The sequence below is a fragment of the Streptomyces sp. NPDC048277 genome (genome assembly GCF_040652235.1).
Classification (GTDB): domain Bacteria; phylum Actinomycetota; class Actinomycetes; order Streptomycetales; family Streptomycetaceae; genus Streptomyces.
Map to the genome: position 1 here is coordinate 1 of NZ_JBEZLQ010000041.1, position 22573 is coordinate 22573.

A 22573-nucleotide genomic window follows, 5' to 3' on the forward strand; every position below is an offset into this window, starting at 1 on the left:
CGATCTTGACGTTCAAGATCAGGCTGGTCAGAAGATCGCGAAATGGGTCCCTTTTGATCCGCCGTTCAGCGGCCAGTTTTCACCCGACGCCGAGATCTTCTGGCCAGCTGACCACAGCCACCCATAGGGTGATGGGGACGAGAGAAGAGCACGATGGATCCCCGCATACCCCGCCTGCGTCGCAAGCTGGCCGCGATCCCTTTCCAACCACTGCGCAGCCACTCCTTCGGGGAAGAGCAGCACAAGTTCTGCCTCGGTCCGAAGTTGACGGAAAGCAGCGTCGTTGCGTTCGAGGCCGAGCACGACATCGTTCTGCCCGACGCCTATCGGCAGTTCCTCACGCACATCGGCGGCTCAGGCGCGGCACCGTTCTACGGCCTCATGCCGCTGAAGCAGTGTTCCCTGCTGGCCATGAATCCGCGCGGAGAACCAGGGACACCCTGCGGCTTCGACGGCACAGACCCCAGGGCCCACGGACGAGATCTCTTCCTCCACATCATCGAGATGGGCTGCACCGACGTATGCGTCATCGCGGTGACCGGCCCCCTCGCCGGCCGGGTCCTCATCGGTAACAGCGACGGCTTTTGGGGCCCCAACGTCTCCTCCGCCACCGACTTCCTCGACTGGTACGAACGCTGGCTCAACCACATGAGCGCCGGCCGTGATAACCGGGCCCTGGAACTCACCTCGCCGCCGCTTCGTGCCCATCCAAACCGCCATCGCATGGCTCCGAAGATCTGACTCTCCGTAACAGCTACACGGAATGTGTGCCAGAACCCGTTCTCGTGAACAAAGCCACCCGCTTGTAGACCAGGGCTCCCCGTTGTGGTGGTTGCATTCCACCCTCGCTGTCAGTAAACCCTGTCATCATCCGGCATCGGATCTGATTGGATCCGAGCCGCCGACAGGCCCCGGAAAGTCAAGGTTCATTGGACGTGTACGACGCTTGTCACCATTCGTTTGCCGACACCGGGAAAGGGGGTGCGGCGCTTCGCTTCTGTCCGACGCTGTCCCGTCGCCTCGGTGGCGGGTGATCGGGGAGGCCGTAGTCGGGCGGCGGAGCCGGAGCGTGGTGCTGTTCGCGACCGCGCTGACGGGTCAGGGACTGTGGCTCGTCGAACTTGTCGGTGTTCAGCTTTGCCCGGTCGTTCCTGGTCGTCTCGAAGCTGACCTTTTCGTCGCGCACCTTGATGCCCTTCTCTGCGAGCTGACCGGTCTCTGACCTGCCTGGTCATGGGCCGGGGTCCGGGCCGAGCCCGTGTGTCTGGTCGGCAACCGCATCCCGGCTGCCTGGCTCGTCGGTATCGGTGAAGCCAGCGACGGCCGGGCGGGGCGGGCGCCGCCGCAGGGACTTGTCGGTCCGCACGGTCTACTTCGAGGCGCGTGGGGTGCGGGCTCTGCCCGCTGGCACCCCGGCGGTTGCCGGTATGCCGAGGATCAGCACGGCGATCACCAGGATGAGGGCGTCTGCCGCGGCGTGGGCGAGTCCGGTCTGCATGGCGTGTGAGGCGAGGTCCTGGGTGCGGGGATGGAGGTCGCCGGGAAGGCCCGGGGGCAGCGGCAGGTGTGTGCCGCCTGTCTGACCCGTTTCGGCGGCGTCGCGCAGGCCGGCGGCGAAGTCTGTTCTGTAGGGGGCGGGCAGCTGCTGTGCGGCGGTGGCTGCTGCCTGGGTCACGCGGGCCTCGATGCGAGCCTGGAGGAGGGCGCCGACGGCCGCGCTGCCGAGGACGGAGCCGAGCTGGCGGGCGGTGAAGAAGACTCCGGAAGCGGTACTGCGCAGCTCGGCGGGGACGGATGTCATGGCCACGGTGTTGACGGGGACGAGGACGAGGCCCATCCCCAGTCCGGTCAGCAGCAGGCCGGGCAGCAGCTGCCAGGCGGGGGTGCCGGAGTCGGTGCACAGTGCGGTCAGGGTGAGGCCGGAGGCCATCGCTGCCAGGCCGACGGCCAGCAGGATTCTGCCGCTGACGCGGTCGGAGAGGCGGCCGGCGAAGGGGGCCATGAGGCCCGAGAGGAGTGCCATGGGTGCGGTCAGCAGTCCCGCCCGGGTGGGCGTCAGGGTGAGCGCGGACTGCAGGTGGACGACCAGGGGCAGGAACATGCCGGTCAGGGCGAAGCCGAGGACCGTCGTGACGAGTGTGCCGGTGGAGAAGCCGCGGTCTTTGAACAGGGCCAGCGGTACCAGGGGCTCGGTGCGGGTCCTGCCCTGCGAGAGGACGAAGGTGGCCAGCAGGAGCAGGCCGGCGGTGATGGTGTGGGTCACGGTGACCGGGCCGATCAGCGGTCCCCAGTGGTGGGTGCGGCCGTTCTGGACGGCGAAGACGATCAGGAAGAGTCCGGTGCCGGACAGCAGGATGCCGGGCAGGTCGAAGCGGTGGGTGTGGCCGGGGCGCACGTCCGGTATCACGCGCAGGCTCAGGGCGAGGGCCGCGCTGCCGACGAGGACGTTGACGTAGAAGATGCCCTGCCAGCCGAGGCCGTCGACCAGGACGCCGCCGAGAAGCGGGCCCGCGACGGTCGCCAGACCGGACACCCCGCCGAGGACGCCCATGGCCCGGCCGCGTTCGCCGCCCGGGTACAGGTGGGTGATCAGGGTGAGGGTCTGCGGGGTGAGCAGTGCCGCGCCCAGGCCCTGGACCGCGCGGGCGGCGATCAGCATTCCGACGCCGGCGGACAGCGCGGAGCCCAGGGAAGCGGCGGTGAAGACGGCGAGTCCGGCCACGAGGACGCGTTTGGGCCCGTAGCGGTCGCCGAGGCGGCTGGTGAAGAGCATCGGCACGGCGTAGGCGAGGAGGTAGGCGCTGGTCACCCAGACGACGGAGGTGAGACCGGCGCCGAGGCCGCTGACCATGGCTGGGATCGCCACGGCCACGATGGACACGTCCACGACGATCGTGAACAGGCTCAGGGAGAGGGCGGCCAGTGCCGCGCGGGGGCCGGCCGGTGCCTGGGTCGGCGCGGGGAGGGTGTCGGTCATGGGTTCCGCTCGGGCAGGCCGCAGACCCGGGGCAGGGGCGTGCCCCGGGCCTGCGGAGTGGGTGAGGGTTAGTGAGCGGGTGCGGCGGTCAGTAGCGGACTTTGCCGTAGTCGACTTCCTGTTCGGGGTAGGTCTCGGCCCGTAGGCCCAGGGCCCGCATCCGCTCCCGCATCTCTTCGGCGGGCAGGTGGTGGTAGCTGCCGTGGCCGGGCAGCACCCACTCGAAGGTCAGCTCCTGCGCGCCGCGCTGCACGGACGCGGCGAGCGTCTTGATGGAGTCGTAGACGACGCTGTCGGCGACCTCCAGGTCCTGCTCGGCGGTGGACCAGAAGAAGGCGTCCCCGGTGAAGCAGAACCTGTCGTCCGCAATGAACAGCGTGCTGCCCTCGGTGTGGCCGGGGAACGGGTGGGCGATCACGCCGGGTCCGATCTCCACCGGGTCCTGGCCGCGGATGACGGAGTCGGCGTCCGGGCGGGAGTGCAGGTCGCCCTCGTGGATCCACAGCCGGGCGCCGAAGGCGTCGGCGTACTTACGGCCGTGCGCCACGTGGTCGAGGTGGGTGAGCAGCACGTCGGTGATCGTGCCGACCTTCTGCTCGTAGCGACGGGCGAGCGCGGGCCGCCAGCGCGGGGTGTCGATCATCATGGCGGTGCCGTCCGGGCGGCGCAGGAGGTAGGAGGTCGCGCCGTAGGTCTGCGGGGAGGCATGCCCGCACAGCAGCACGATGCCGTCCTCGTCCAGAGGCAGCGGGTACGGGTCGGAGTCGGGCGCCCATTCACCGGCGGGCGGGTGCACGGAGCGGGTCGGGCAGGCGTGCGCGGCCCGGTACATCTGCCGTACCTCCTCCTCCGTCTCCGGCTGGCGTACGACCGTGGAGACGCCGCCGTAGTTGCCGCCGGGGGCGTAGGCGATCAGGCCGGGGGCGTACTGGCGGGCGATGTTGCAGTTCAGGCAGCGGTCGTCGACGTGCCAGCCCTTCTCCGCTCCGGGCGCCTCGTCGGTCTGCTCGGGGCTCTGCTGGGTTTCGGCGGTGCTCATCACTCTGCTTTCTCGTGGGGGGTGTTCGTACGGGTAGAGGTCGTGAGGTGGGTGTGGAAGAAGGATTCGATGCGCTGCCAGGCGTCGGCGGCGGATGCGGGGTGCGGTCCCATGCCGGTGACGCGTATCAGCGGGCGCAGGGCCCGGGGGCCGACTTCGGCATCGTTGAGGAAGGAGTGGCCGGCGTCCGGGTACTCCTTGACGTCGTGGACGACGCCGAGCCGGTCCAGCGCCGTGGCGAGCCGGGTGGCGGAACCCTGCAGCATGCGGTCACGGCCGCCGTAGCTGCCCACGACGGGGCAGGCACCGGCCAGGACGGCGTTCACGTCCTTGGGGAGCAGGCCGTAGTTGGCGGAGACCGCGTCGAACATGCCGCGGCCGGCTGTCATCAGGGCGAACGAGCCGCCCATGCCGAAGCCGATGACGCCTACCGCTCCGGTGCAGCCGGGGTGCCCGGCGAGGTACTCGCGGGCCGCTGCGATGTCCTGGTAGGCGCGCCCCTTCCCCGACATCGCGGCCCGCATGGTGGCCACCAGACAGCGGCGCGCGCCGCCCTGGGTGAACAGGTCCGGCATGAGGGCGAGGTACCCGGCCCCGGCGAGCCGCCGGGTCTGACGCAGCATTACCTCGTCCACGCCGAGGGCCTCGTGGACGACCACCACTCCCGGCCAGGGTCCCTCACCGGCCGGGCGGGCGAGATGCCCGGCCAGCCGCCGGGAGCCGCCGGTGGCGCCGCTCAGCGGGCTGAGGTCGATAGTTTCTTCGGCAACGCTCACCGTTGTCCTCCAGGGCGCGCACAGCGGGACGGCCGGGTCACAGCTCGAGGACCAGTCGTGGGGTGCGGGCGCGGGAGACGCAGATCATCATGGTCTCGCCCGAGGCCCGCTCCTCCTCGCCGAGCACGAAATCGCGGTGGTCGGGCACGCCTTCCAGGACCTCGGTCTCGCAGGTGCCGCAGATGCCCTCGGAGCACGAGGACAGGGCGTCGACGCCGGCCGCCCGCACGGCCTCCAGCACGCTTGCCCCTGGCGGCACCTGGACGGTGACGCCGGACTGCGAGCAGACCACCTCGAAGGGGCCGTCCTCACAGACCCGTTCCTGCTCCGGCACCCGGAACCGCTCGACCCGCAGTACTCCGGCGGGCCAGCTCCGGCACCGCTGTGCCACCGCGGCCAGCAGCGGTTCGGGGCCGCAGCAGTACACCAGGGTCTCCTCGCCGGGCTCGCCGAGGAAGGCATCGAGATCGAGCAGGCCGTACTGGTCCTGCGGGTGTACCGCCACCGCGTCGCCGTACGCGGCGAGTTCGCCGAGGAAGGCCATCGAGGAACGGGACCGACCGCCGTACAGCAGCCGCCAGTCCGCACCCGCGGCCTCCGTGGCGGCCGTCATCGGCAGGATCGGCGTGATGCCGATGCCGCCGGCCACGAAGAGATAGCGCCGGGCCGACTTGAAGTCGAAGTTGTTGCGCGGGCCCCGCACCCGCACGCGGCAGCCGACGTGCAGCTTGTAGTGGACGTAGGCCGATCCGCCGCGGCTGTCCGCGGTCCGCAGGACGCCGACACGCCACGCAGTGCGGTCGCCGGGGTCGCCGCACAGCGAATAGGTGCGCGCGAGCCCGCTGTCGAGCAGCAGGTCGATGTGCGCGCCGGGATGCCACGCGGGCAGCGGACCGCCGTCGGGACGGCGCAACGTGAGTGTCACGACGTCCTGGGCGGCTTCGGTCCGATCCGCGACGACGAGTGAACTCTCGTATTCACGAAGGGGGAGGTTGCTCAAGCTCTGTTCCCGCTTTCACAGGAGACGGAGCGTCACCCACGCAGTCGGCTGTTCCGGGGCGCAGGTGACGCTGAACTGCTCAGGTCAGGAGCGCGCACGACGGAAGGCAAGGCAACGGACGGCGTTTCCGCGGTGAACCCTAGCGGATACACAGACCAGTGGTTTACCGATTCGTTACCTCAGGAGCAGAGGTGACGGCACTTTTAGGACAGTCGCAGGCCGGGTGAAAAGGGACACCGTGCGTACCGCCCGGGGGTGCGGCAAGGACTCCGGCACCGGCCGCCGAGAGTTCACGTGCACAGGCAACGGTGCGAAGAAGTGCCCCCCTGAAGCCGGTCGGCGCCTCTACTTCGGGCACTCGGGCCATGGCCCGGCGCCTGACTGGCGAGACCCCGCCGCATCGACGGCCGGCCCGGTACGTCTTTCGGCACGCATGACACAAGCCGAGTTTACAAATCTAGCTTCGAGTGTTAAATGTGTAGCCATGCCGAAAGTTCCGTCCGCCCAGGTCGTACTCGACAGTGCCTACCGCTGCTTCTGCCGCAACGGCTTCCGCCGCACGACGGTGTCCGACATCGTCGAAGAGGCGCAGCTGTCGCGTCCGACCGTCTACAAGTACGCCGGGACCAAGGACGCAGCATTCGCCAAGGTCGTCCAGACGAAGCTGGAGCGGGCCTCGGCGGCGGCCGAAGAGGCGGCACACGCCGCGGACACGCCCGAGGAGAAGGTGCTCGGCGTGCTCACGGTGAAACTGGAGGTCGCCATCCGGCTGTGGAGCGACAGCCCCCTGCACGCCTACGAACTGCTGTCCGCCGCCTCCGCCCACACCCCCGAACTGATCAACGCCTACACCGACCACCTGGCCGAGCTGATCACCTCGGCCCTGGCCACGGTCGTCCCCCGGACCGCCCCACAGGCGGCCGCCGTCCTGCTCACCTTCATCCGGGGCCTGGAGGACGACCTGCGCGACGCCGACACGGCCCGCCGCGACCTCAGGACCGGCGTGCAGATGATCACCCAAGGGGCACTGGGCCGCCCCTCCCCCGACTCAGTCCCCGCCTGACCCGCCAGCAGGCCGCAGCCGGAAGGCACCCGTCATGAGCACCACCTCCGCAACCACCCTCTACCGCGATCAGCAGGCATGGCGCGACCTCCAGGAGTTCCTGCCCGCCTGCCTGCGCCTGAGCGACGACACTGCACCCGAGGAGGAGTTCTGGGACTGGCGCGGACACCGCGTCCACCTCGACCGCTACCCGAACCCCACCGCCAAGGCCAAGGTCGTCCTGCACCACGGGGTCGGCACCAACGGCCGCCAGATGTCCCTCATCCTCGGCGCCCCGCTCGCCCGGCGCGGCTTCGAGACCGTCGCCCTGGACAACCTCGGCTACGGCCTCACCCAGGTCAAGCCGGGCATCACACCCTCCTACGACGACTGGGTCGACCTCGTCGTCGACTTCCTCGCCTTCGAGCAGTCCCGCGACGACCGCCCGATCGTGCTCTACGGGCTCAGCGCAGGCGGCATGCTCACCTACCACGTCGCCGCCAAGGCCCCCCCGCAAAACCCTCGCCGGCATCGTCGGCATGACCTTCCTCGACCAGCGCAACCAGCAGGTCCGCGACGAGTCCTCCCACGACAGGCTCACCGCACGCGCGGGCGTCCCCTTCATGGGCCTGGCGGCCAGGACCCCGGCCGCCAAGGCGAGGTACCCCATGAGCCTGGCCGGCAAGATGTCCGCCCTCGCCAACGACCCGGGCGCCATGAAGGTCTTCATGAAGGACCGCACCTCCGCCGCGAACTGGGTCAGCATCCGCTTCCTGGACCGCTACATGAACTACGCCCCGGCCGTCGAGCCCGAGGACTTCGACGCGTGCCCGGTCCTGCTGACCCAGCCCGCCGAAGACCACTGGAGCCCCCACCACCTGAGCCTGCCCGTGCTCTCCCGCATCACCAAGGTCCCCGTCACCACCTTCATGCTGGACAACGCCGGCCACTACCCCCTGGAAGAACCGGGCCTTCAGCAGATGCAGGACGCCATCGCGGACTTCACCACCCAGCACACCGCCTGACACACACCCACCCGAGTACGGGCCATCCTGACCGACGAGGGTGACGCTGCTGCACCGGCCGCCGTCGCAGAAATCAGGATGCCGGGTTCGCTCTCGCACGCCCGGCTCGACACGCACTCGCCCTTCCGGCGGGCCTGGCGGCCCTCGGAGGGGAGGCCAGCACGGTTGCTCAGGAGCAGGCCCGGGGCAGCCACGCGTCCGAGGCACGGCATGCAGGACGCCGACGCAATCCGCGCATGCCCCGGCTCACCCGTTCCCGACGGCGGATCGCGCGGCACCGCCGGCCGGTCTCCGTAGCGCCGGCACCGCAGCCGCGGCAAGGTCGAGGCGGGTGTCCATGTCGAGGTTGACCTCCCCGCACGGGCGTACATGAGACCAGAACAGCGGGGTCAGGCCGCGCCGGTCGGCGGGTGTGAGGAGGCCTGCCCAATCCGGTTCGCCGAGGATGTCCTGGAGCATCAGGGTGTTCACGAAGACCAGGGCGGACTGAAGGATGAGGGAGACCGTCTACTGGGACGCCGGCACCGCCCGCCTGCTGCCCCGGCTGCTGCGTGGCCGTACCCGGGGGCCAGTGTTCGTCACCCACCGCCGTCCCGGCCCGCGGAAGGTCGTCAGCCCGCGCGACGTGTGCCCGGACACCGGCCTTGCCCGCCTCTCCTACGGCCAGGCCCGCGCCCTGCTGGATGAGCACACCGCGGTGCGCGGGCCGGGGACCGGCTGGGACCTGCACGAGTACCGCCATTCCGCCCTGACCCACCTCGGGGAGCAGGGCGCCTCTCTGCTGATGCTGATGGCGAAGTCCCGGCACAAGAAGCCCGAGAATGTCCGCCGCTACTTCGAGCCCTCCTCGGAGGCGATCTCTGAGCTGACCAGCCTGCTTGCCCCGGGCGGCGCCAGCCGCTGATCGCTCACTGTCCCGGAGTGCGAAGCGCCGGGGCGTGGGGGAGAGACCGCTCTGCGTCGGATGCGTCACGTACCTTTTGACGACCGGAGCGGGCTTGTGTCAGTCGTGCGCTCTTGGCGCTTGCGCTGTGACGCTGCCGGTATCGGCTGCCGTCCTGCTCCATTGGGCCAGCAGGCGCAGGGCGGTCTCGGACGGGCTGCCGGGTTCGGTGCCGTAGACGAAGAGGATCTGGTCGGGGTCGTCTGCGGGGGTGAGGGCCTGGTAGGTGACGGTGAGGTCGCCGACGAGCGGGTGGTGGTAGTCCTTGGTGCCGGTCGTGCGCTGGTGGACCTTGTTGTCCGACCAGAAGCGGCGGAACTCCTCGCTGTGTACGGACAGCTCTCCGACCAGGGTGCTCAGGGCCGGGTCGTCCGGGTGACGGCCCGCGTCGAGGCGGAGCATGGCGGCGGTGTCCGCGGCGACGCGGGGCCAGTCGCGGTACAGCTCGCGCGCGTGCGGGTCGAGGAAGACGAAGCGGGCCTGGTTCCGCTCGGCCGCGGGGAGGGCGCGGAAGTCGGTGATCAGGCGTCCGGCGAGTGGGTTGTGGGCCAGCACGTCGAGGCGTCGTCCGAGGATGAAACCGGGGTGGCCGGTCTGCTGGAGGGTGTCCAGCAAGTCCCAGGTGGCGGGGTGGACGCGCTGGGGGCGGGGGCGCCGGCGGGCTGGCCGGGGCCGTGGCCGGGCGAGGGTGTGCAGGTGACTGCGCTCAGCGTCGTCCAGGTGCAGGGCGGTGGCGAGCGCGTCGAGGACCTCCGTGGAGGCGCTGCGGCTGCGCCCTTGTTCGAGGCGGGTGTAGTAGTCCACGCTCACCCCGGCCAGCCGAGCGAGTTCCTCCCGACGCAGTCCGGATACCCGGCGTCGGCCCAGGCCCGGGTCGTCGAGCCCGGCTTCCCGCGGGGTGAGGCGGGTGCGGGCGGAGCGGAGAAATTCCGCCATGGGTGCGCTGGTGGGGTGCTCACGGTCCATACATCCAGGGTCGCGCGTTCACTGAGGATTCGGTGGCGGGAGGGTGGCCCATTTTGTCCCCCGATCAGGCGGGCCCTTTTGAGGCCTCTTTTGCCTGCTCAGAGTTGGTTCAGTGGATGCCGGAGCCCGCCACCGCAAGGGGGGTCCGGGCGAAGCGAACGGATGGAGATACCTTCATGACAACGTGGTTCATCACCGGCGGCTCCCGCGGGCTGGGGCTGGAGATCGCGCGAGCGGCACTGAACGGCGGCGACAACGTCGTGGTCGCCGCCCGTGACCCGCGGAAGCTGCCGGACGAGCTGTACCAGCACGACCGAGTCCTGGGTGTCGCCCTCGACGTCACCCGCGGCGAGGACATCACCGCCGCGGTCGAGACGGCTGTGGAGCGCTTCGGCACGATCGACGTCCTCGTCAACAACGCGGGGCGCGGTCTGCTCGGGGCGCTGGAGGAGATCACGGACGCCGAGGCGCGGTCCCTGTTCGATCTCAACGTCTTCGGGCTGATCAACGTCACCCGCGCGGTCCTGCCCGCGATGAGGGCGGCCGGAGCCGGAAAGGTCGTGAACATCGGCTCCCGTTCCGGCTTCGAGGGCGAGCCCGGGGTGAGCATGTACAGCGCGTCGAAGTTCGCTGTGGCCGGTGTCAGTGAGGCGCTCGCGGTGGAATTGGAGCCGTTCGGGATCCAGAGCATGGTCGTGGAGCCCGGGGTCTTCCGCACCGACTTCCTCGACGCCAGCTCCTTGTCGACCGCGGCCGAGCGTATCCCCGCCTACGACGGCACGCCGGCCCACGCCACCCTGGACTGGGTCGACACCGCCAACCACACTCAGCTCGGCGACCCCGTCAAGGGCGCCGCCCTGATCTATGAGGTGACCTGCCAGGACAAGCTGCCTGGGCACCTGGCCCTGGGGCGCGACGCGATCGAACGCCAGTTGGTCAAGATCCGCAGCCTTCAGGACGACCTCGCGGCCTGGCAGGACAAGTCCGCCGCCACGGCCTGCGACGACGCTGCCTGACCACCCCAAACCAATTCCGAGCAACAGGAAGTATCTCTCGTCATGACGTACCTGCTTACCAGCCGGCCGTTGGACGGCCGTGTGGCCGTGGTCACCGGAGCCTCCAGCGGCATGGGGGCGGCCACCGCCCGCCGACTCGCCGAACTTGGAGCCTCTGTCGCCGTCATCGCACGCCGCCAGGAAAAGCTCGCCTCCCTCGCCGCCGACATCACCGCGGCCGGTGGAAAGGCCATACCCCTGTCCGCCGATGTCACCGACCGGGCAGCCGTCCGCACAGCCGCCGACCAGGTGGCGGCCATGCTGGGACCGGCGGACCTGGTGTTCAACAACGCGGGCGTCCAGTTGATCTCTGCCATCGACGAGCTCAAGGTCGAGGACTGGCAGCGGCAGATCGATCTCAACGTCACGGGAGTGATGAACGTGATCGCTGCCTTCCTCCCGCACTTGACTGCCAGCGCTGAGCGTGGAAAGCCCGCCGACCTGATCAACACCTCCTCCATCGCGGCGACACGCATTCTGGAGAGGTTCTCGATCTACTCGGGGACCAAGGCGTACATCAGCCACCTCACCCGTCTCATCCGAGTCGAACTGGGCCCGAAGAACGTGCGGGTGAGCGCCATCGAGCCCGGCATGGTCGACACCGAACTACCCGACCACGTCACCGACCCCGACGCCAGCGCCCTGATGGTCGGCCTGCTCCACGACATCGAGTGCCTGCGCAGCACCGACATCGCAGAGACCGTTGCCTTCATTGCCGCTCTTCCCCGACACGTCAACATCAGCGAACTGACCATCCTGCCCACGGCCCAGCCCGTGTAGCGCAACAAACAGGCGGTGTACCTGCGCTGCTGGGGTCGCCCCCAGGCTCACACCGGTCAGGGCACGGCCGTCATGCGTGCTGGTCAACGACTCAGCCTCTGGTGTGTCCAGAGGCTGAGTCCCGTGGCCTGCTGGCTCCCGGCGCTCAATCGTCGTCGGTGGCGTGCTTGTCGCGCAGGGGCCGCAGCCCTCCGGGCAACTCGGGGAGCTGGAAGGAGTACCGGCCGAGCACGTTGATGTGGTGGCGCACGAACGGCGACAGCCGGGCAACGTCCTCGTCGCGGACCTCGAAGCCGTCGCTGCGGAGCTGCGTGACGGCAGCGTCCATGTATCTCGTGTGGAACAGCACGAGGGCGTTGATGACCAGGCCGAGCGCGCCGATCTGGTCTTATCCGAACTAGCCCAACGCGGCGGTAGGTCTGCCTGTGAGCCGTCGTTCACCACGGAAAGTAGTCGTGAAGAAGTTGGGTGGACGGGTTCCGTCGGGCGTGTCGTGCATGACGCCCGGCGCGCTTCGCGGTCCTACTGGGAGAACGCGTAGGTCCGGACGGGGTCGAGGTGTAGTTCGAGGGGCCCGAAACAGTCGGCCGTGAGGGTCGCGACCGGAGCGCCGCAGGGGCAGGCCCGGTTGAGACCCTCGTCGCCTGTCGGTCCGCAGCACCCACTGCTGTTCTCCCAGTTGGGCAGTGGCTGAAGGCCGGCGGCGTCATCAGGGTGCACCAGCACTGTGTGTCGGCTGCCGGCCGAGATGACGAAGCCTTCTTCACGGCAGACCACAGGTCCGCGCGAGTGAGCCGGCTTCGGGTCCTCCTGATCGTCCTGCACGACGTAGGGAGGTCCCCAGGGCTCGGGATCGATCGCGTAGTGGCCCCGCGGAACGGTGGAAGGTGCCCGGCGTGTCTCCTTGTCCCGGTCGCGCTCGTCGTCGGAGACGTCAGGGACGGCGGCAAGCTCGGTGAGCTCCGGCGTGATCGCGGTGCCGCACTTGGAACAGAGGAAGACGGTCATCCCCTCGTTGTAGTGCTCAGGACTGCCCCTTCGCATCTTCGTTTCGCTGCTCGGAGTCGATGCGCGCGACGACGCCACGGAGATCGGGCATGCCCAGGTGGACGGTGGTGTGCCGGGCCGCGAGGTCGCGCATGGCGGCGAGCTTCTGTTCGGCGGCGGCGAGGCTGGCCTCGATCGCGGCGACCTCGCCGAGCCATCCCTGTTCCTTGGCCTCCTGGAGGCGGTCGAGCAGGTTCGCGTGGATCTCCTCCAGGCGGGGCATCTGCTCGGGATCGGGCCGCAGGACAGGGCAGCGGACGCAGGCGTGTTCATGGACGCAGGGGGTGCCGAAGTCGCGTGCGCAGACTCCGAGGGCGACCTTCCGCAGCTCGAAGTGGGCGAGGAAGTCCTGCCACTCCTGGGTGGTGGGCTCGCGGTACTCCTCCCCGGGTCGCAGCGCCCGGCGGCGGGCGATGAAGGACCGGTGGTGGTTGATGACGTCCTCGGGATAGATCGCGGCATAGCCGAGGGTTGTGTCGACCATCCGGTGGCCGCAGATGCGGGCTGCGATGTGCGGGGGCAGGCCGGAGCGGAGGGCGTCGGTCACGAAGATTCTTCGGAAGTCGTGGGGCGTGTATCGCAGCTGCCGGTTGCCGGGCCCGGTCAGCCCGCTCGCGGCGAGGGCGTCGTTGAGGCAGGTGTAGATGTAGTTGCGCGGGATGGCCCGGTCCTCCGGGCCGCAGCGGCGCTGGAAGAGGAACGGCATCGGTGCACTCCAGAGCCGTTCCAGACTGTCGTAGGCGGAGACCAGGGGCATGGCCTGCTGCCCGCGCCGGACGCGATGAATGATCGCAGTGAGCACCTCGCCGAGCTCTGGCGAGACCAGCAGCAGCCGCTCCTGGTCGAGCTTGGATGGGGCGACCTGGAGCATGGGCACGATCTCACCGGTGGTGGGCAGCTGGTAGGCGACGAAGCTGTGATGGGTGAGTTCGAGTGCTTCCTCGATGCGTATACCCGTGTGGCGGAGGACTTCGACGATGGCCCGCGCCCAGAAGGCGCGTTCCTCTTTCACGGTCAGGTCCCGGCGCCGGCCGGCGGCGGGGGCGTCAGCGTAGATGCGGGAGGACACCCCGGCCCGGCGGAGGAGGGTCTCGCCCGCCGGAGTGGTGAACGGGGCTCCGGCCGGGGTCTCCCGCCCTGTGGCGAGACAGGTCTGGGCATCCTTGAGCTGGCATTCGACAGCTTTGACCAGGGCCGGGAGTGCGGGTAGCAGGGTACGGGTTCGTTGGTCCATGGCCGCCTTGCGGCGGGCGCGGTTCTTGCTGTGGTCGGTGTCGCTGTGGCGGACCGGGCAGGGTGCGACCCACGGGCCCCAGCGTGTCGGCTCGTCGGCGGCCCAGCGGGCGAGATCCTGGTAGAACGTGCGGACCCAGCCGAACACTGTGTGTGAGTTGACCCGCGGCCGGATGGGGGTGTCGTGCCGGTCACGGACCATGCGGACGCGCTCCCGCCAGGCGGTGACGGTGTCGGCGTCCAGCCGCAGCGAGTCGATGCCGGGGTGGTGTTTCTCCAGGTCGCGCCAGAACAGTCCGGCCAGGGTGCGGGCCATGTCCTCCAGCGTGGTGTAGTCGACGTCCACCGCGCGCTCGGTGAGGTAGTCGACCAGGAGGTCTCGTATCGCGGTGCAGGTGATGCCCTGCCGGTCGACCAGGGCTGCCGGTGTCAACTGCCCCGGCAGCATCACCGTCTTCAGCCGTGCCGGGGCGTCGGGGCCGAAGACGCCGTGGCCCGCGAGGAGCGCGTAGAAGAGGTGCTTGCCGTGGTAGCCGTTGGTCTGGTGCTCGCCGATGGCGTGCTGCAGCTCGACGCAGTCGCCGATGGTGATGTCGTGGACGGTGCCGCTCCGGGCGTTTGCCGCCGTCGCGGTCGTAGAGGATGTCCAACACGTACAGCGAGTCGCGCGGGGTGCCGGCCACGACCTTCCCGCCGAGTCCGGCGGCCTGGTCGTTAATCATGTTGAGCCAGGTCGCGCCGCCCCGGCGCCCGAAGTACTTCGGGTTCGGCCGGGCGTACACGCTGGGGACAGGGACGACGAACCGCATCCCGTCCACCGAGGCGACCAGACCCCCGCCCCACGCCTGCGCGAGGCCGATGGACGCCTGGTGCCCAATGGGCGGCGTGCATCATGAAGTTGCTGGTCACGGGGCTGGCGTGAGGGTCGGGAGAGTTACTCGTACTGGTCGTCGGCCGGTGTCCAAGGTGAAGATCGTCTGACTTGTCAGTCGGAGCCGTTCTTGGGTTCTGCCGAGCCGGCCGCGCGGGGCTTGGGGGCTGGGCGGCAACCGCACCGAGCCCCGTATTCCAGGTCCGTGTAGTGCGAACGTCGCCATCTCGCCGCCGGATGCGCGTTTGCAGTCCGCGCAGTGGCGGCAGTCGCGGCGAAGCGGCTCGCACGCGGGCGTCACAGGCGTCAAGCACGTGCGAGCGCCGTCCCCGCCGAGCGCGCCCGCACCCACTGGCCTGCTGCGGGCGCGGCTGATCAGCGACCTGCGACGTCAAATCCCCATCCAGTCGTCCGCCTTCTTTGGGCGGACATTCCCGCGCCCCTGGGGCAGGGAACGCCATCTCTGCGGCGACGTGGGCGACGAGACGGCCGGCGCAGACACGAACTTCGTGCGGTGAAGATACGGGGTCTTCGCCCTTCCTCACACGATGTTGAGGCAGTCCAGGAACGGTTCTGCAGTGGCCGCCTCGCCGGTGATCCGGCAGTGGTCTCGCCAGGCGGTCCGGGTCGTGCCCCATGCAATGAAGTCGGTCGCCGTGCTGTGGATCCGGGCGGCGGCGCCGTCCGCGGCACCTGGCTCCACCGTCAGCAGGCCGTCCGGTCCGTCGGCAGGAACTACGGTGGCGGTCGTGGCGCCCGGTCCGGTGAACTCTAGTACGAGCGGTCGGCTGACGGTGGCGGTGAGTTCGCCCCCCTGCATCTGCGGGATGCCGGCGAGCATGAACTCGACCGCCGGCGCCACCAGCTCGTCGTCGGGCGGAGGGACCGTGAAGGGTAGTGGACCGCTGGGTTCGAGCATGTCGTAGCGTAGGTGGCACAGGACGTTGAACGCCATGGTGTTGGCCAGCAGGTGCCGGGGATAGGTGCCCAGGCCCGGTACCAGTACCGGTTCGTCCGCCTGTGGCACCTGCTGTCCCGCCTCCAGGATCTCCAGTTGCCGTGGGGTGAAGCGACGCCACTCCTCGATCACCTCGGCGTGACTGCGGCCGCGGCGCTCGTCGACCCTCATGTCGTGGTAGCGCTCGCGGTTCTTTGGCCAGGACGGATCCGGGGTGGGAGGATCTACGGCCTCATGAGCGAGCGCGCCCAGGTGGGCGAGCACGTCGATGACGCGCCAGCCCGCACAGGCCGATGGAGACTCCCACCCGCGGTCGTCCACCCGAGGCACAATCGCCGACAGCTGCTCGCTGCTGCGCCGCGCCGAGGCGACACCCTCTCGACTCATCAGCCTCTTCCTTCCACGCGGACTCCTCGCGGCAGGCCACCGCGCGAGCCATCCGCCAGTGTCACGCTGCCGGCGCCCGACGGGACATCCGGTACGTCGCTGCCACGTCCGCCCGGCCCAGGCCGTTGCTCACTGCCAACTGCAGCCGATCACGCATCACTTCGACGATTCCAAGCTCCAGCCCCGCATCCCGCGCCGCGTCGGCGATCAGGCCGGCGTCCTTGGCCGCCGCCTCCAGGGGGAAGGAAGGGGTGTCGAGGTCGTCGCTGATCATCTTCGGGCCCTTGGACTGCACGTAGGTGCTGTTCAGTGCACTGCCGTTGATGACGTTGATCAATTGGCGCGGGTCGACGCCCAGGCCCTCGGCGAGTGCCAGGGCCTCGGCGACGCCCTCGACGGTGGTCAGCACCCAGGAGTTGTAGGCGAGCTTGAGGCTGCTGGGCTGGCTGATCGCGTCGAGCCAGACGGTGCGCGTGCCGACGGCGTCCAGCACCGGTTGGACACGCTCGCCTGCGCACATGTCGGACGCGGCGGCCAGGATGGTCAGGGTTCCGGCGACCGCGGGTTCCTTCGTGCCGAGCAGCGGCGCCTCCACGTAGGCCACGCCCATCGCCGTGGCCTTGTCCGCCATGCGCCGGCTGCCCGCGGGTGAGACGGTGCAGCACTGCAGCCACACGGCGTCCCGGTCGATGCCTTCGCGGGCCTGGTCGACGGTCTCGGCGACGATCCGCTCGTTGGCGAGGATGGTCAGCATGACCTTTGCTCCCCGGCACGCCTCGGCGGGGGTCTCGCAGACGACGGCGCCGATCTCGGCGAGCGCCTCGGCGGGCTCGCGGCTGCGGTTCCACACCCGCAGTTCGAGCCCCGCGGCGGCAATGTTCCTGGCCATCGCGTCGCCCATGGTGCCGATCCCCAGCACCGCCACGACGGGGCGCCCGTGTCCTCTCGGCCCGGTGTCGCGTGTGCTCATGAATCAGTCCTCCACGTCAGCGTCGTCCGGTGCCCCACGTGCTCAGGCGCTCTGACCGACCCACACCGTCTTGGCGTTCATGAACTCGCGCATGCCCAGGTCGGACAGCTCCCGTCCGTAGCCACTGCGCTTCACGCCGCCGAAGGGGATCTCCGGGTAGCTGGTGGTGTTGCCGTTGATGAACGCCATTCCGGACTGCACGTCGCGGACGAACAGCTCACGCTCTGCGGGATCCTCGCTCCACAGGTTCGAACCGAGCCCGTACGGGTGCGCGTTGGTCATCTGGAGGGCCTCCTCCAGCGAGGAGACGGTGAAGACCTGCGCGACGGGGCCGAAGACCTCCTCGTGGAACATCTTCATCTGCGGCGTGATGCCGGTCAGCACGGTCGGCGGGTAGAACCAGCCCGGCCGGTCGGGCCGCTTCCCGCCGGTGAGGGCGGTCGCGCCCTTGCCGACCGCGTCGTCGACGTACGCCTCCACGTCCTCCCGGCCCGACTCGGTGGCGAGCGGACCGACGTCCGTGGCGTCGTCCATCGGGTCGCCCACGACGAGCGCGGCCATCTTCGCGGTGAACTTCTCCAGGAACTGCTCCGCGATGTCCTGGTGGACGAAGAACCGCTTGCCGTTGATGCACGACTGCCCGTTGTTCAGGGTCCGCGCCCGCACCGCCACGTCCGTGGCCCGCTCCAGGTCCGCCGACGGCATCACGATGAACGGGTCGGATCCGCCGAGTTCGAGGACGACCTTCTTGATCTCCTGACCGGCGATGGTCGCCACCGACCGCCCGGCCGGCTCGCTGCCGGTCAGTGTCGCCGCCGCCACGCGGTCGTCCCGCAGCACCTGTTCCACCCTGCGCGCGGAGATCAGCAGCGTCTGGAACACGTCGTCGGGGAACCCCGCCTCGCGGAAGAGCCGTTCCATGTACAGGGCACACTGCGGCACGTTCGAGGCGTGCTTGAGGATTCCGACGTTCCCCGCCATCAGGGCGGGCGCCGCGAACCGCATGGCCTGCCACAACGGCAGGTTCCACGGCATCACGGCCAGCACCACGCCGATCGGCTGGTACGTCACGAACGTCTGCCGGGCGCCCACGCTTTCGGCGTCACCCTGCTGGTCGCGCAGGAACCCCGGCCCCTCGGCGGAGTAGAAGCGCAGCCCCCGCACGCACTTCGCCACCTCTTCCTGCGCCGCTTTGAGGGTCTTGCCCATCTCGGTCGTGATCATGCGGCTGACGGCGTCCGCGTCCTTCTCCAGTACATCGGCCGCCCGGCCGAGCCATCCGGCGCGCTGCTCCACGCTCGTCAGCCGGTACTCGGCCGCGGCCGCGGCGGCACGGGCGAGCTTCTCGTCCAGTTGCTCCGGGGTGAGTTCGTCGAAGCTCTTGAGAACCTCACCCGTCACGGGATCCGTCGTCGCAATAGCCATATATCGAGGCTACGACCGCGTCCAACGCCCCGCAAAAGCTGAGGACATGGACATACGCAGTCGGTCTCAGGCCAGGAACTCGAGCAGGTGCGCGTTGACCGTGTCCGCGTGCGTCCAGCACAGGCCGTGTCCCGCGCCTTCGACGGTGACGTACTGGGCTCCCTTGATCATTTCGTGGGTACGGGCACCGGTGGCTTCGATCGGCAGGATGTGGTCGTTGGTGCCGTGCATGACCAGCACGGGGACGTCGATCTTCGGCAGGTCCTCGCGGAAGTCGGTGTACCACGTCGCCACGCAGGCGACGGCGCCGGTCGGGGACGCGGACGCCGCGGAGTTCCAGGCGTCCTGCACCACCTCGGGACTCACCAGGTTGCCCAACGTGTCGTCGAGGTTGAAGAAGTTCTTGTTCCACTCGGTGAAGTACGCGAACCGGTCCGTGGTCAGCGCGCCGGCGATCTCGTCGAACAGCTCCTGGGGAGCCCCGAAGGGATCCTCGGGTGTGTTGAGCAGGTACGGAGGCACGCCTGAGATGATCACGGCCTTGCGGATCCTGCCCCCGCCGTACGTTCCGAGATAGCGCGCGATCTCACCGCCGCCCATCGAGTGGCCGGCCAGGTCGACGTCGTTCAGGTCCAGCGCGGACAGGAGCTTGTCCAGGTCCGCCGCGAACGTGTCGTAGTCGTAGCCGGTGACCGGCTGACTGGAGCGCCCGAACCCCCGCCGGTCGTACGTGATCACGCGGCGTCCCACGGCCAGCAGAGCGCGCTCCTGGCGCTCCCATGCCCGGCCGCTGAGCGGGTAGCCCGCGATGAGAACGACCGGCCGGCCCGATCCGTGGTCCTCGTAGTACAGCTCGATCGACCCGGAATTCTCCTGGCCTACGGTGACGAAGGGCATGACATCTCCTTGAGAAGCCTCGTGTCAGGCGCCGGACGCGCCGTGGCCGACCATGGCAAGGGGGTCGACGACGGAGTCGAACGTCTTCTCGTCGACGTGACCGCTTGCCAGCGCGGCCTCCCTGAGCGTCTGGTCATGGGCCAGCGCGGCTTCGGCGATGTGTGCCGCGTTCTGGTACCCGATGACGGGGCTCAGAGCCGTGACCAGCATCAAGCTCTCCTCCACGTACTGTCCGATCCTCTCCCGGTTGAGTTGCGTACCGCTGACGGAGAAGGTGCGGAACTTCTCCATGCCGTCGGCGAGGATGCGCGTGGAATGGAGGAAGTTGTTGATGATCACCGGGCGCATGGCGTTCAGCTCGAAGTTGCCCTGGCTGCCGGCGAAGGCGACCGCCGTGTCGTTGCCGAGCACCTGGATGGCGATCATGACGATGGCTTCGCACTGGGTCGGGTTGACCTTGCCGGGCATGATCGAGGAACCGGGTTCGTTCTGCGGGAGCTCCAGTTCCGCGAAGCCGGTACGCGGGCCCGAGGCCAGCCACCGCATGTCGTTGGCGATCTTCATCAGGGCGACGGCCAGTCCGCGCAGCGCGCCGTGCGCCCGCACCATCGGGTCCAGGGACCCCTGTGCCATGAACTTGTTCTCGGCCGTGACGAACGACTTGCTGGTCAGCTCAGCGATCTTGGCGGCGACGTCGCGGCTGAAGCCTTCGGGCGCGTTCAGCCCCGTGCCGACGGCGGTGCCTCCCAGCGCGAGTTCGAGCAGGCCAGCACGGCTGTGCTCGATCTCCTCGATGCAGGCCCGCAGTTGCGCCGCGTAGCCGGACCACTCCTGCCCGACGGTGAGCGGTACGGCGTCCTCCAGGTGCGTGCGGCCGATCTTGACGACCTCGGCCCATTCCGCGGCCTTCGCCTCGATGGACGCGGCGAGTTCCCGGGCCTGCGGCAGCAGGTGTTCGTCGATCTCCTGGACGGAGGCGACGTGCATCGCGGTGGGGAAGCTGTCGTTGCTGGACTGCCCCATGTTGACGTCGTCGTTCGGGGCTACCGGCTGCTGGGTCCCGAGCGTGCCGCCGAGCAACTGCGACGCACGGTTGGAGATGACCTCGTTGACGTTCATGTTGCTCTGGGTGCCCGACCCCGTCTGCCAGACGTAGAGCGGAAAGTGGTCGTCGAGCCTGCCCGCGATGGCCTCCTCCGCCGCCCGCACGATGGCCTGCTCCTTCCAGGCGGGCAGCCGTCCGGCGGCAGCGTTGACGAGCGCTGCCGCCTTCTTCACGTAGCCGTAGGCGTGGTACACCTCCTTCGGCATCCGGTCGCCGCCGATGGAGAAGTGGAGGAGCGAGCGCTGCGTCTGCGCCCCCCAGTACCGGTCTGCCGGCACGTCGACCGTGCCCATACTGTCGAATTCCTCCCGGGTCCCACCGGCCTGGATCCCGATCGGCAGATCCTTCATCTCCGGGGTCGACCGGTTGTCGCTCATGGCCCGCCCTCCAGGTCGTCCGGGTCGTAGACCGGGTCCCACATCGCGTCCTGGACCGCCTGGATGAGGTTGTCGTGGGACTTTGTCGCGACACCGTCCGCTGCCGCGGCTCTGGCGACGGCGACCGCGACCGTCGCGGACGAGGCCCTCAGGTTCGCGACCGGCGGCAGGAGCGATGCTCCGGGCGCCGACACATCGACCTGGCTCGCGACCGCCTCGGCGGCGGCGAGCAGCATGTTGTCCGTGACACGGCTGGCACCGGACACGATCGTGCCGAGACCGAGCCCCGGGTACAGGAGGGCGTTGTTCGCCTGCCCGATCTCGTAGGAGATCCCCTTGTACTGCACCGGCTCGACCGGAATGCCGACCGCCATCAGCGCCCTGCCGTCGGTCCAGGGCACCGCGTCCGACGGCATGACCTCGATACGACTCGTCGGATTCGACAAGGGCAGCAGGATCGGGCGCTCGACCCCCTCCGCCAGCGCCCGCACGACGTCCTCGGTGAACGCGCCGTGGGCCGTGGAGGTACCGATGAGGATGGTGGGCTTGACGTGTCGGATCGTGGTGAGAAGATCGATCTCACCGTCGCCCCACCCGCCGACCTCGGACTTCGGCCGCGCGTAGACCTGCTGATAGTCGGGGAGGTCCGGCATGTCATCGGTCACCAGGCCGTGGATGTCGATCAGCCAGATGTTCTTCTTCGCCTGCTCGGGGGTCGCGCCGTCCCTGAGCATCGCCGCGTGGATCTGGTCGGCCATGCCGGTGCCGGCGGTGCCCGCCCCGAACACGACGAGCCGCTGCTCCGGCCAGCGTCCTCCGGTGACTTTCAGGGCCGAGAACACCGAGGCCATCACGATCGCGCCGGTGCCCTGCATGTCGTCGTTGAAGATCCGGTAGTTGTCGGTGTTCTCCACCAGGATCCGCCGGGCGTTCGACGGCCCGAAGTCCTCGAAGTGCAGGAGCGCGTTCGGAAACAGCTCGGACACGGTCTGAAGGTACCGGGCGATGAAGTCGTCGTAGCGCCGGCCGCTGATCCGTGCGTGCCGGTTGCCCAGATAGGACGGATTGTTGAGCAACTGCTCGTTGTCCGTCCCCACGTCGAGGTTCACGGCGATGACGCGGCTGGGGTCGATGCCCGCGGCGGCCGTGTAGACGGCGAGTTTCCCGATGGAGATGTCCGTCCCGTTGACGCCCCAGTCTCCGATGCCCAGGATCTCCTGGGCATCGGAGACGACGATCAGATCGACATCGTCCGCGCCGAGGCCCAGCGACTGGAACGAGGCCTTCATGTCGTCCGCGCGATCGATCGACAGGTACACCGCGCGCGAGTCGCGGTAGTCGACCGACCACTTCTCGATCGCCTCGCCGACCGTGGGGTCGTAGACGACCGGGAGCAGCTCCTCCAGATGTTCGGCGAGCAGCTTGAAGTACAGCACCTGGTTCCGGTCGTGGACCTCGTTGAGGTAGATGTACTTGTGCAGGTCGGAAGGCTGCTGCAGCAGTTGTGCGTAGGCCCGGCGGGCCTGCGCGTCGAGGGTCTCCACCGCTGCCGGCAGCCGCCCCGTGATCCCCAGCCTCGCCCGCTCCGCCAGCGTGTACGCGGTACCGCGATTGTGATAGCGATCCTGCAGCACGGTCGGCTTGACACGCATCGTGGTCTACCTCCAGCTGTTGCGAGTGCTGCGCGCTCATGAGCGAGC

Annotated in this window: 21 protein-coding genes and 3 pseudogenes; 8 read left to right on the forward strand and 16 right to left on the reverse strand. The window is 69.1% G+C overall.

Annotated features, from left to right (window positions below; all coding sequences use genetic code 11):
- Positions 1 to 153 precede the first annotated feature (153 nt).
- The gene (locus AB0D85_RS48270; RefSeq protein WP_362336666.1) at positions 154 to 741 is read left to right on the forward strand and encodes an SMI1/KNR4 family protein; all 588 of its coding nucleotides are present in this window, start codon (positions 154 to 156) and stop codon (positions 739 to 741) included.
- 328 nt (positions 742 to 1069) lie between these two features.
- Positions 1070 to 1222, forward strand: coding sequence for a hypothetical protein (locus tag AB0D85_RS48275; RefSeq protein WP_362336669.1), 153 nt, complete (start codon positions 1070 to 1072; stop codon positions 1220 to 1222).
- A 147-nt stretch (positions 1223 to 1369) separates the two neighbouring features.
- On the opposite strand, the gene AB0D85_RS48280 is transcribed toward AB0D85_RS48275, so the two are convergent.
- The 4 genes from AB0D85_RS48280 to AB0D85_RS48295 all read right to left on the reverse strand — a co-directional run bounded on the left by AB0D85_RS48280 (position 1370) and on the right by AB0D85_RS48295 (position 5717).
- A complete protein-coding gene (locus AB0D85_RS48280; protein WP_362336672.1) occupies positions 1370 to 2977 on the reverse strand; it encodes a DHA2 family efflux MFS transporter permease subunit in 1608 nt (535 codons plus the stop codon).
- Between the two features lie 88 nt (positions 2978 to 3065).
- Entirely contained in the window at positions 3066 to 4016 is a 951-nt protein-coding gene (locus tag AB0D85_RS48285) for an MBL fold metallo-hydrolase (RefSeq protein WP_362336675.1), read from the reverse strand.
- Positions 4016 to 4792 carry a dienelactone hydrolase family protein gene (locus AB0D85_RS48290; RefSeq protein ID WP_362336678.1) on the reverse strand — a complete coding sequence of 259 codons (777 nt, stop codon included), beginning with the start codon at positions 4790 to 4792 and terminating at the stop codon, positions 4016 to 4018. Before AB0D85_RS48290 ends, AB0D85_RS48285 begins: the two co-directional genes overlap by 1 nt.
- A gap of 37 nt (positions 4793 to 4829) precedes the next feature.
- Complete coding sequence (locus AB0D85_RS48295) at positions 4830 to 5717, reverse strand: PDR/VanB family oxidoreductase (RefSeq protein WP_362336681.1); 888 nt, start codon at positions 5715 to 5717, stop codon at positions 4830 to 4832.
- Positions 5718 to 6276: 559 nt separating this feature from the next.
- Here AB0D85_RS48295 and AB0D85_RS48300 point away from each other — a divergent pair.
- The 3 genes and pseudogenes from AB0D85_RS48300 to AB0D85_RS48310 all read left to right on the forward strand — a co-directional run bounded on the left by AB0D85_RS48300 (position 6277) and on the right by AB0D85_RS48310 (position 7859).
- Entirely contained in the window at positions 6277 to 6855 is a 579-nt protein-coding gene (locus AB0D85_RS48300; RefSeq protein ID WP_362336683.1) for a TetR/AcrR family transcriptional regulator, read from the forward strand.
- Between the two features lie 253 nt (positions 6856 to 7108).
- Positions 7109 to 7288 (forward strand): annotated as a pseudogene (locus AB0D85_RS48305) (alpha/beta hydrolase); the annotation flags it as partial.
- A gap of 85 nt (positions 7289 to 7373) precedes the next feature.
- Positions 7374 to 7859: a lysophospholipase gene (locus AB0D85_RS48310; RefSeq protein ID WP_362336686.1), complete on the forward strand. Its 486-nt coding sequence runs from the start codon at positions 7374 to 7376 to the stop codon at positions 7857 to 7859.
- Positions 7860 to 8105: 246 nt separating this feature from the next.
- On the opposite strand, the gene AB0D85_RS48315 is transcribed toward AB0D85_RS48310, so the two are convergent.
- Entirely contained in the window at positions 8106 to 8330 is a 225-nt protein-coding gene (locus AB0D85_RS48315) for a transposase (protein ID WP_362336689.1), read from the reverse strand.
- 28 nt (positions 8331 to 8358) lie between these two features.
- Here AB0D85_RS48315 and AB0D85_RS48320 point away from each other — a divergent pair.
- Positions 8359 to 8763: pseudogene (locus AB0D85_RS48320) on the forward strand (site-specific integrase); the annotation flags it as partial.
- Between the two features lie 99 nt (positions 8764 to 8862).
- Here AB0D85_RS48320 and AB0D85_RS48325 read toward each other — a convergent pair.
- Complete coding sequence (locus AB0D85_RS48325; protein WP_362336692.1) at positions 8863 to 9738, reverse strand: helix-turn-helix transcriptional regulator; 876 nt, start codon at positions 9736 to 9738, stop codon at positions 8863 to 8865.
- A 206-nt stretch (positions 9739 to 9944) separates the two neighbouring features.
- On the opposite strand from AB0D85_RS48325, the gene AB0D85_RS48330 reads away from it, so the two are divergent.
- Together AB0D85_RS48330 and AB0D85_RS48335 are read left to right on the forward strand one after the other, a co-directional pair.
- On the forward strand, positions 9945 to 10784 hold the full coding sequence (locus AB0D85_RS48330) for an SDR family NAD(P)-dependent oxidoreductase (protein ID WP_362336695.1): 840 nt from the start codon (positions 9945 to 9947) through the stop codon (positions 10782 to 10784).
- A 42-nt stretch (positions 10785 to 10826) separates the two neighbouring features.
- Complete coding sequence (locus tag AB0D85_RS48335; protein ID WP_362336698.1) at positions 10827 to 11603, forward strand: SDR family oxidoreductase; 777 nt, start codon at positions 10827 to 10829, stop codon at positions 11601 to 11603.
- Between the two features lie 145 nt (positions 11604 to 11748).
- Here the strand turns inward: AB0D85_RS48335 and AB0D85_RS48340 are convergent, their stop codons facing one another.
- The 10 genes and pseudogenes from AB0D85_RS48340 to AB0D85_RS48385 form a co-directional block, all read right to left on the reverse strand.
- Positions 11749 to 11985 (reverse strand): Tn3 family transposase, encoded by a 237-nt coding sequence (locus AB0D85_RS48340; protein ID WP_362336819.1) that lies wholly within the window; start codon positions 11983 to 11985, stop codon positions 11749 to 11751.
- 140 nt (positions 11986 to 12125) lie between these two features.
- The gene (locus AB0D85_RS48345) at positions 12126 to 12611 is read right to left on the reverse strand and encodes a hypothetical protein (protein WP_362336701.1); all 486 of its coding nucleotides are present in this window, start codon (positions 12609 to 12611) and stop codon (positions 12126 to 12128) included.
- Positions 12612 to 12627: 16 nt separating this feature from the next.
- Positions 12628 to 14316 (reverse strand): site-specific integrase, encoded by a 1689-nt coding sequence (locus AB0D85_RS48350; RefSeq protein WP_362336704.1) that lies wholly within the window; start codon positions 14314 to 14316, stop codon positions 12628 to 12630.
- A gap of 175 nt (positions 14317 to 14491) precedes the next feature.
- Positions 14492 to 14752 (reverse strand): annotated as a pseudogene (locus AB0D85_RS48355) (Tn3 family transposase); the annotation flags it as partial.
- A gap of 543 nt (positions 14753 to 15295) precedes the next feature.
- On the reverse strand, positions 15296 to 16099 hold the full coding sequence (locus AB0D85_RS48360) for a maleylpyruvate isomerase family mycothiol-dependent enzyme (protein WP_362336707.1): 804 nt from the start codon (positions 16097 to 16099) through the stop codon (positions 15296 to 15298).
- Positions 16100 to 16160: 61 nt separating this feature from the next.
- A complete protein-coding gene (locus AB0D85_RS48365; protein ID WP_362336710.1) occupies positions 16161 to 17069 on the reverse strand; it encodes an NAD(P)-dependent oxidoreductase in 909 nt (302 codons plus the stop codon).
- A gap of 42 nt (positions 17070 to 17111) precedes the next feature.
- Complete coding sequence (locus AB0D85_RS48370) at positions 17112 to 18494, reverse strand: NADP-dependent succinic semialdehyde dehydrogenase (RefSeq protein WP_362336713.1); 1383 nt, start codon at positions 18492 to 18494, stop codon at positions 17112 to 17114.
- A gap of 66 nt (positions 18495 to 18560) precedes the next feature.
- Positions 18561 to 19391 (reverse strand): alpha/beta hydrolase, encoded by an 831-nt coding sequence (locus AB0D85_RS48375; RefSeq protein ID WP_362336716.1) that lies wholly within the window; start codon positions 19389 to 19391, stop codon positions 18561 to 18563.
- A gap of 24 nt (positions 19392 to 19415) precedes the next feature.
- Entirely contained in the window at positions 19416 to 20873 is a 1458-nt protein-coding gene (gene fumC, locus AB0D85_RS48380; RefSeq protein WP_362336719.1) for a class II fumarate hydratase, read from the reverse strand.
- Entirely contained in the window at positions 20870 to 22525 is a 1656-nt protein-coding gene (locus tag AB0D85_RS48385; RefSeq protein ID WP_362336722.1) for an NAD-dependent malic enzyme, read from the reverse strand. The genes fumC and AB0D85_RS48385 overlap by 4 nt, the downstream gene beginning before the upstream one ends.
- Positions 22526 to 22573: the final 48 nt, after the last annotated feature.

What these genes read in the sequence shown, in the direction of transcription:
- AB0D85_RS48270 (WP_362336666.1), top strand. Translation starts at nt 154, where the DNA reads ATGGATCCCCGCATACCCCGCCTGCGTCGCAAGCTGGCCGCGATCCCT.
- AB0D85_RS48280 (WP_362336672.1), bottom strand. Translation starts at nt 2,977, where the DNA reads ATGACCGACACCCTCCCCGCGCCGACCCAGGCACCGGCCGGCCCCCGC.
- AB0D85_RS48285 (WP_362336675.1), bottom strand. Translation starts at nt 4,016, where the DNA reads ATGAGCACCGCCGAAACCCAGCAGAGCCCCGAGCAGACCGACGAGGCG.
- AB0D85_RS48300 (WP_362336683.1), top strand. Translation starts at nt 6,277, where the DNA reads ATGCCGAAAGTTCCGTCCGCCCAGGTCGTACTCGACAGTGCCTACCGC.
- AB0D85_RS48310 (WP_362336686.1), top strand. Translation starts at nt 7,374, where the DNA reads ATGACCTTCCTCGACCAGCGCAACCAGCAGGTCCGCGACGAGTCCTCC.
- AB0D85_RS48325 (WP_362336692.1), bottom strand. Translation starts at nt 9,738, where the DNA reads ATGGCGGAATTTCTCCGCTCCGCCCGCACCCGCCTCACCCCGCGGGAA.
- AB0D85_RS48330 (WP_362336695.1), top strand. Translation starts at nt 9,945, where the DNA reads ATGACAACGTGGTTCATCACCGGCGGCTCCCGCGGGCTGGGGCTGGAG.
- AB0D85_RS48335 (WP_362336698.1), top strand. Translation starts at nt 10,827, where the DNA reads ATGACGTACCTGCTTACCAGCCGGCCGTTGGACGGCCGTGTGGCCGTG.
- AB0D85_RS48345 (WP_362336701.1), bottom strand. Translation starts at nt 12,611, where the DNA reads ATGACCGTCTTCCTCTGTTCCAAGTGCGGCACCGCGATCACGCCGGAG.
- AB0D85_RS48360 (WP_362336707.1), bottom strand. Translation starts at nt 16,099, where the DNA reads ATGAGTCGAGAGGGTGTCGCCTCGGCGCGGCGCAGCAGCGAGCAGCTG.
- AB0D85_RS48365 (WP_362336710.1), bottom strand. Translation starts at nt 17,069, where the DNA reads ATGAGCACACGCGACACCGGGCCGAGAGGACACGGGCGCCCCGTCGTG.
- AB0D85_RS48370 (WP_362336713.1), bottom strand. Translation starts at nt 18,494, where the DNA reads ATGGCTATTGCGACGACGGATCCCGTGACGGGTGAGGTTCTCAAGAGC.
- AB0D85_RS48375 (WP_362336716.1), bottom strand. Translation starts at nt 19,391, where the DNA reads ATGCCCTTCGTCACCGTAGGCCAGGAGAATTCCGGGTCGATCGAGCTG.
- fumC (WP_362336719.1), bottom strand. Translation starts at nt 20,873, where the DNA reads ATGAGCGACAACCGGTCGACCCCGGAGATGAAGGATCTGCCGATCGGG.
- AB0D85_RS48385 (WP_362336722.1), bottom strand. Translation starts at nt 22,525, where the DNA reads ATGCGTGTCAAGCCGACCGTGCTGCAGGATCGCTATCACAATCGCGGT.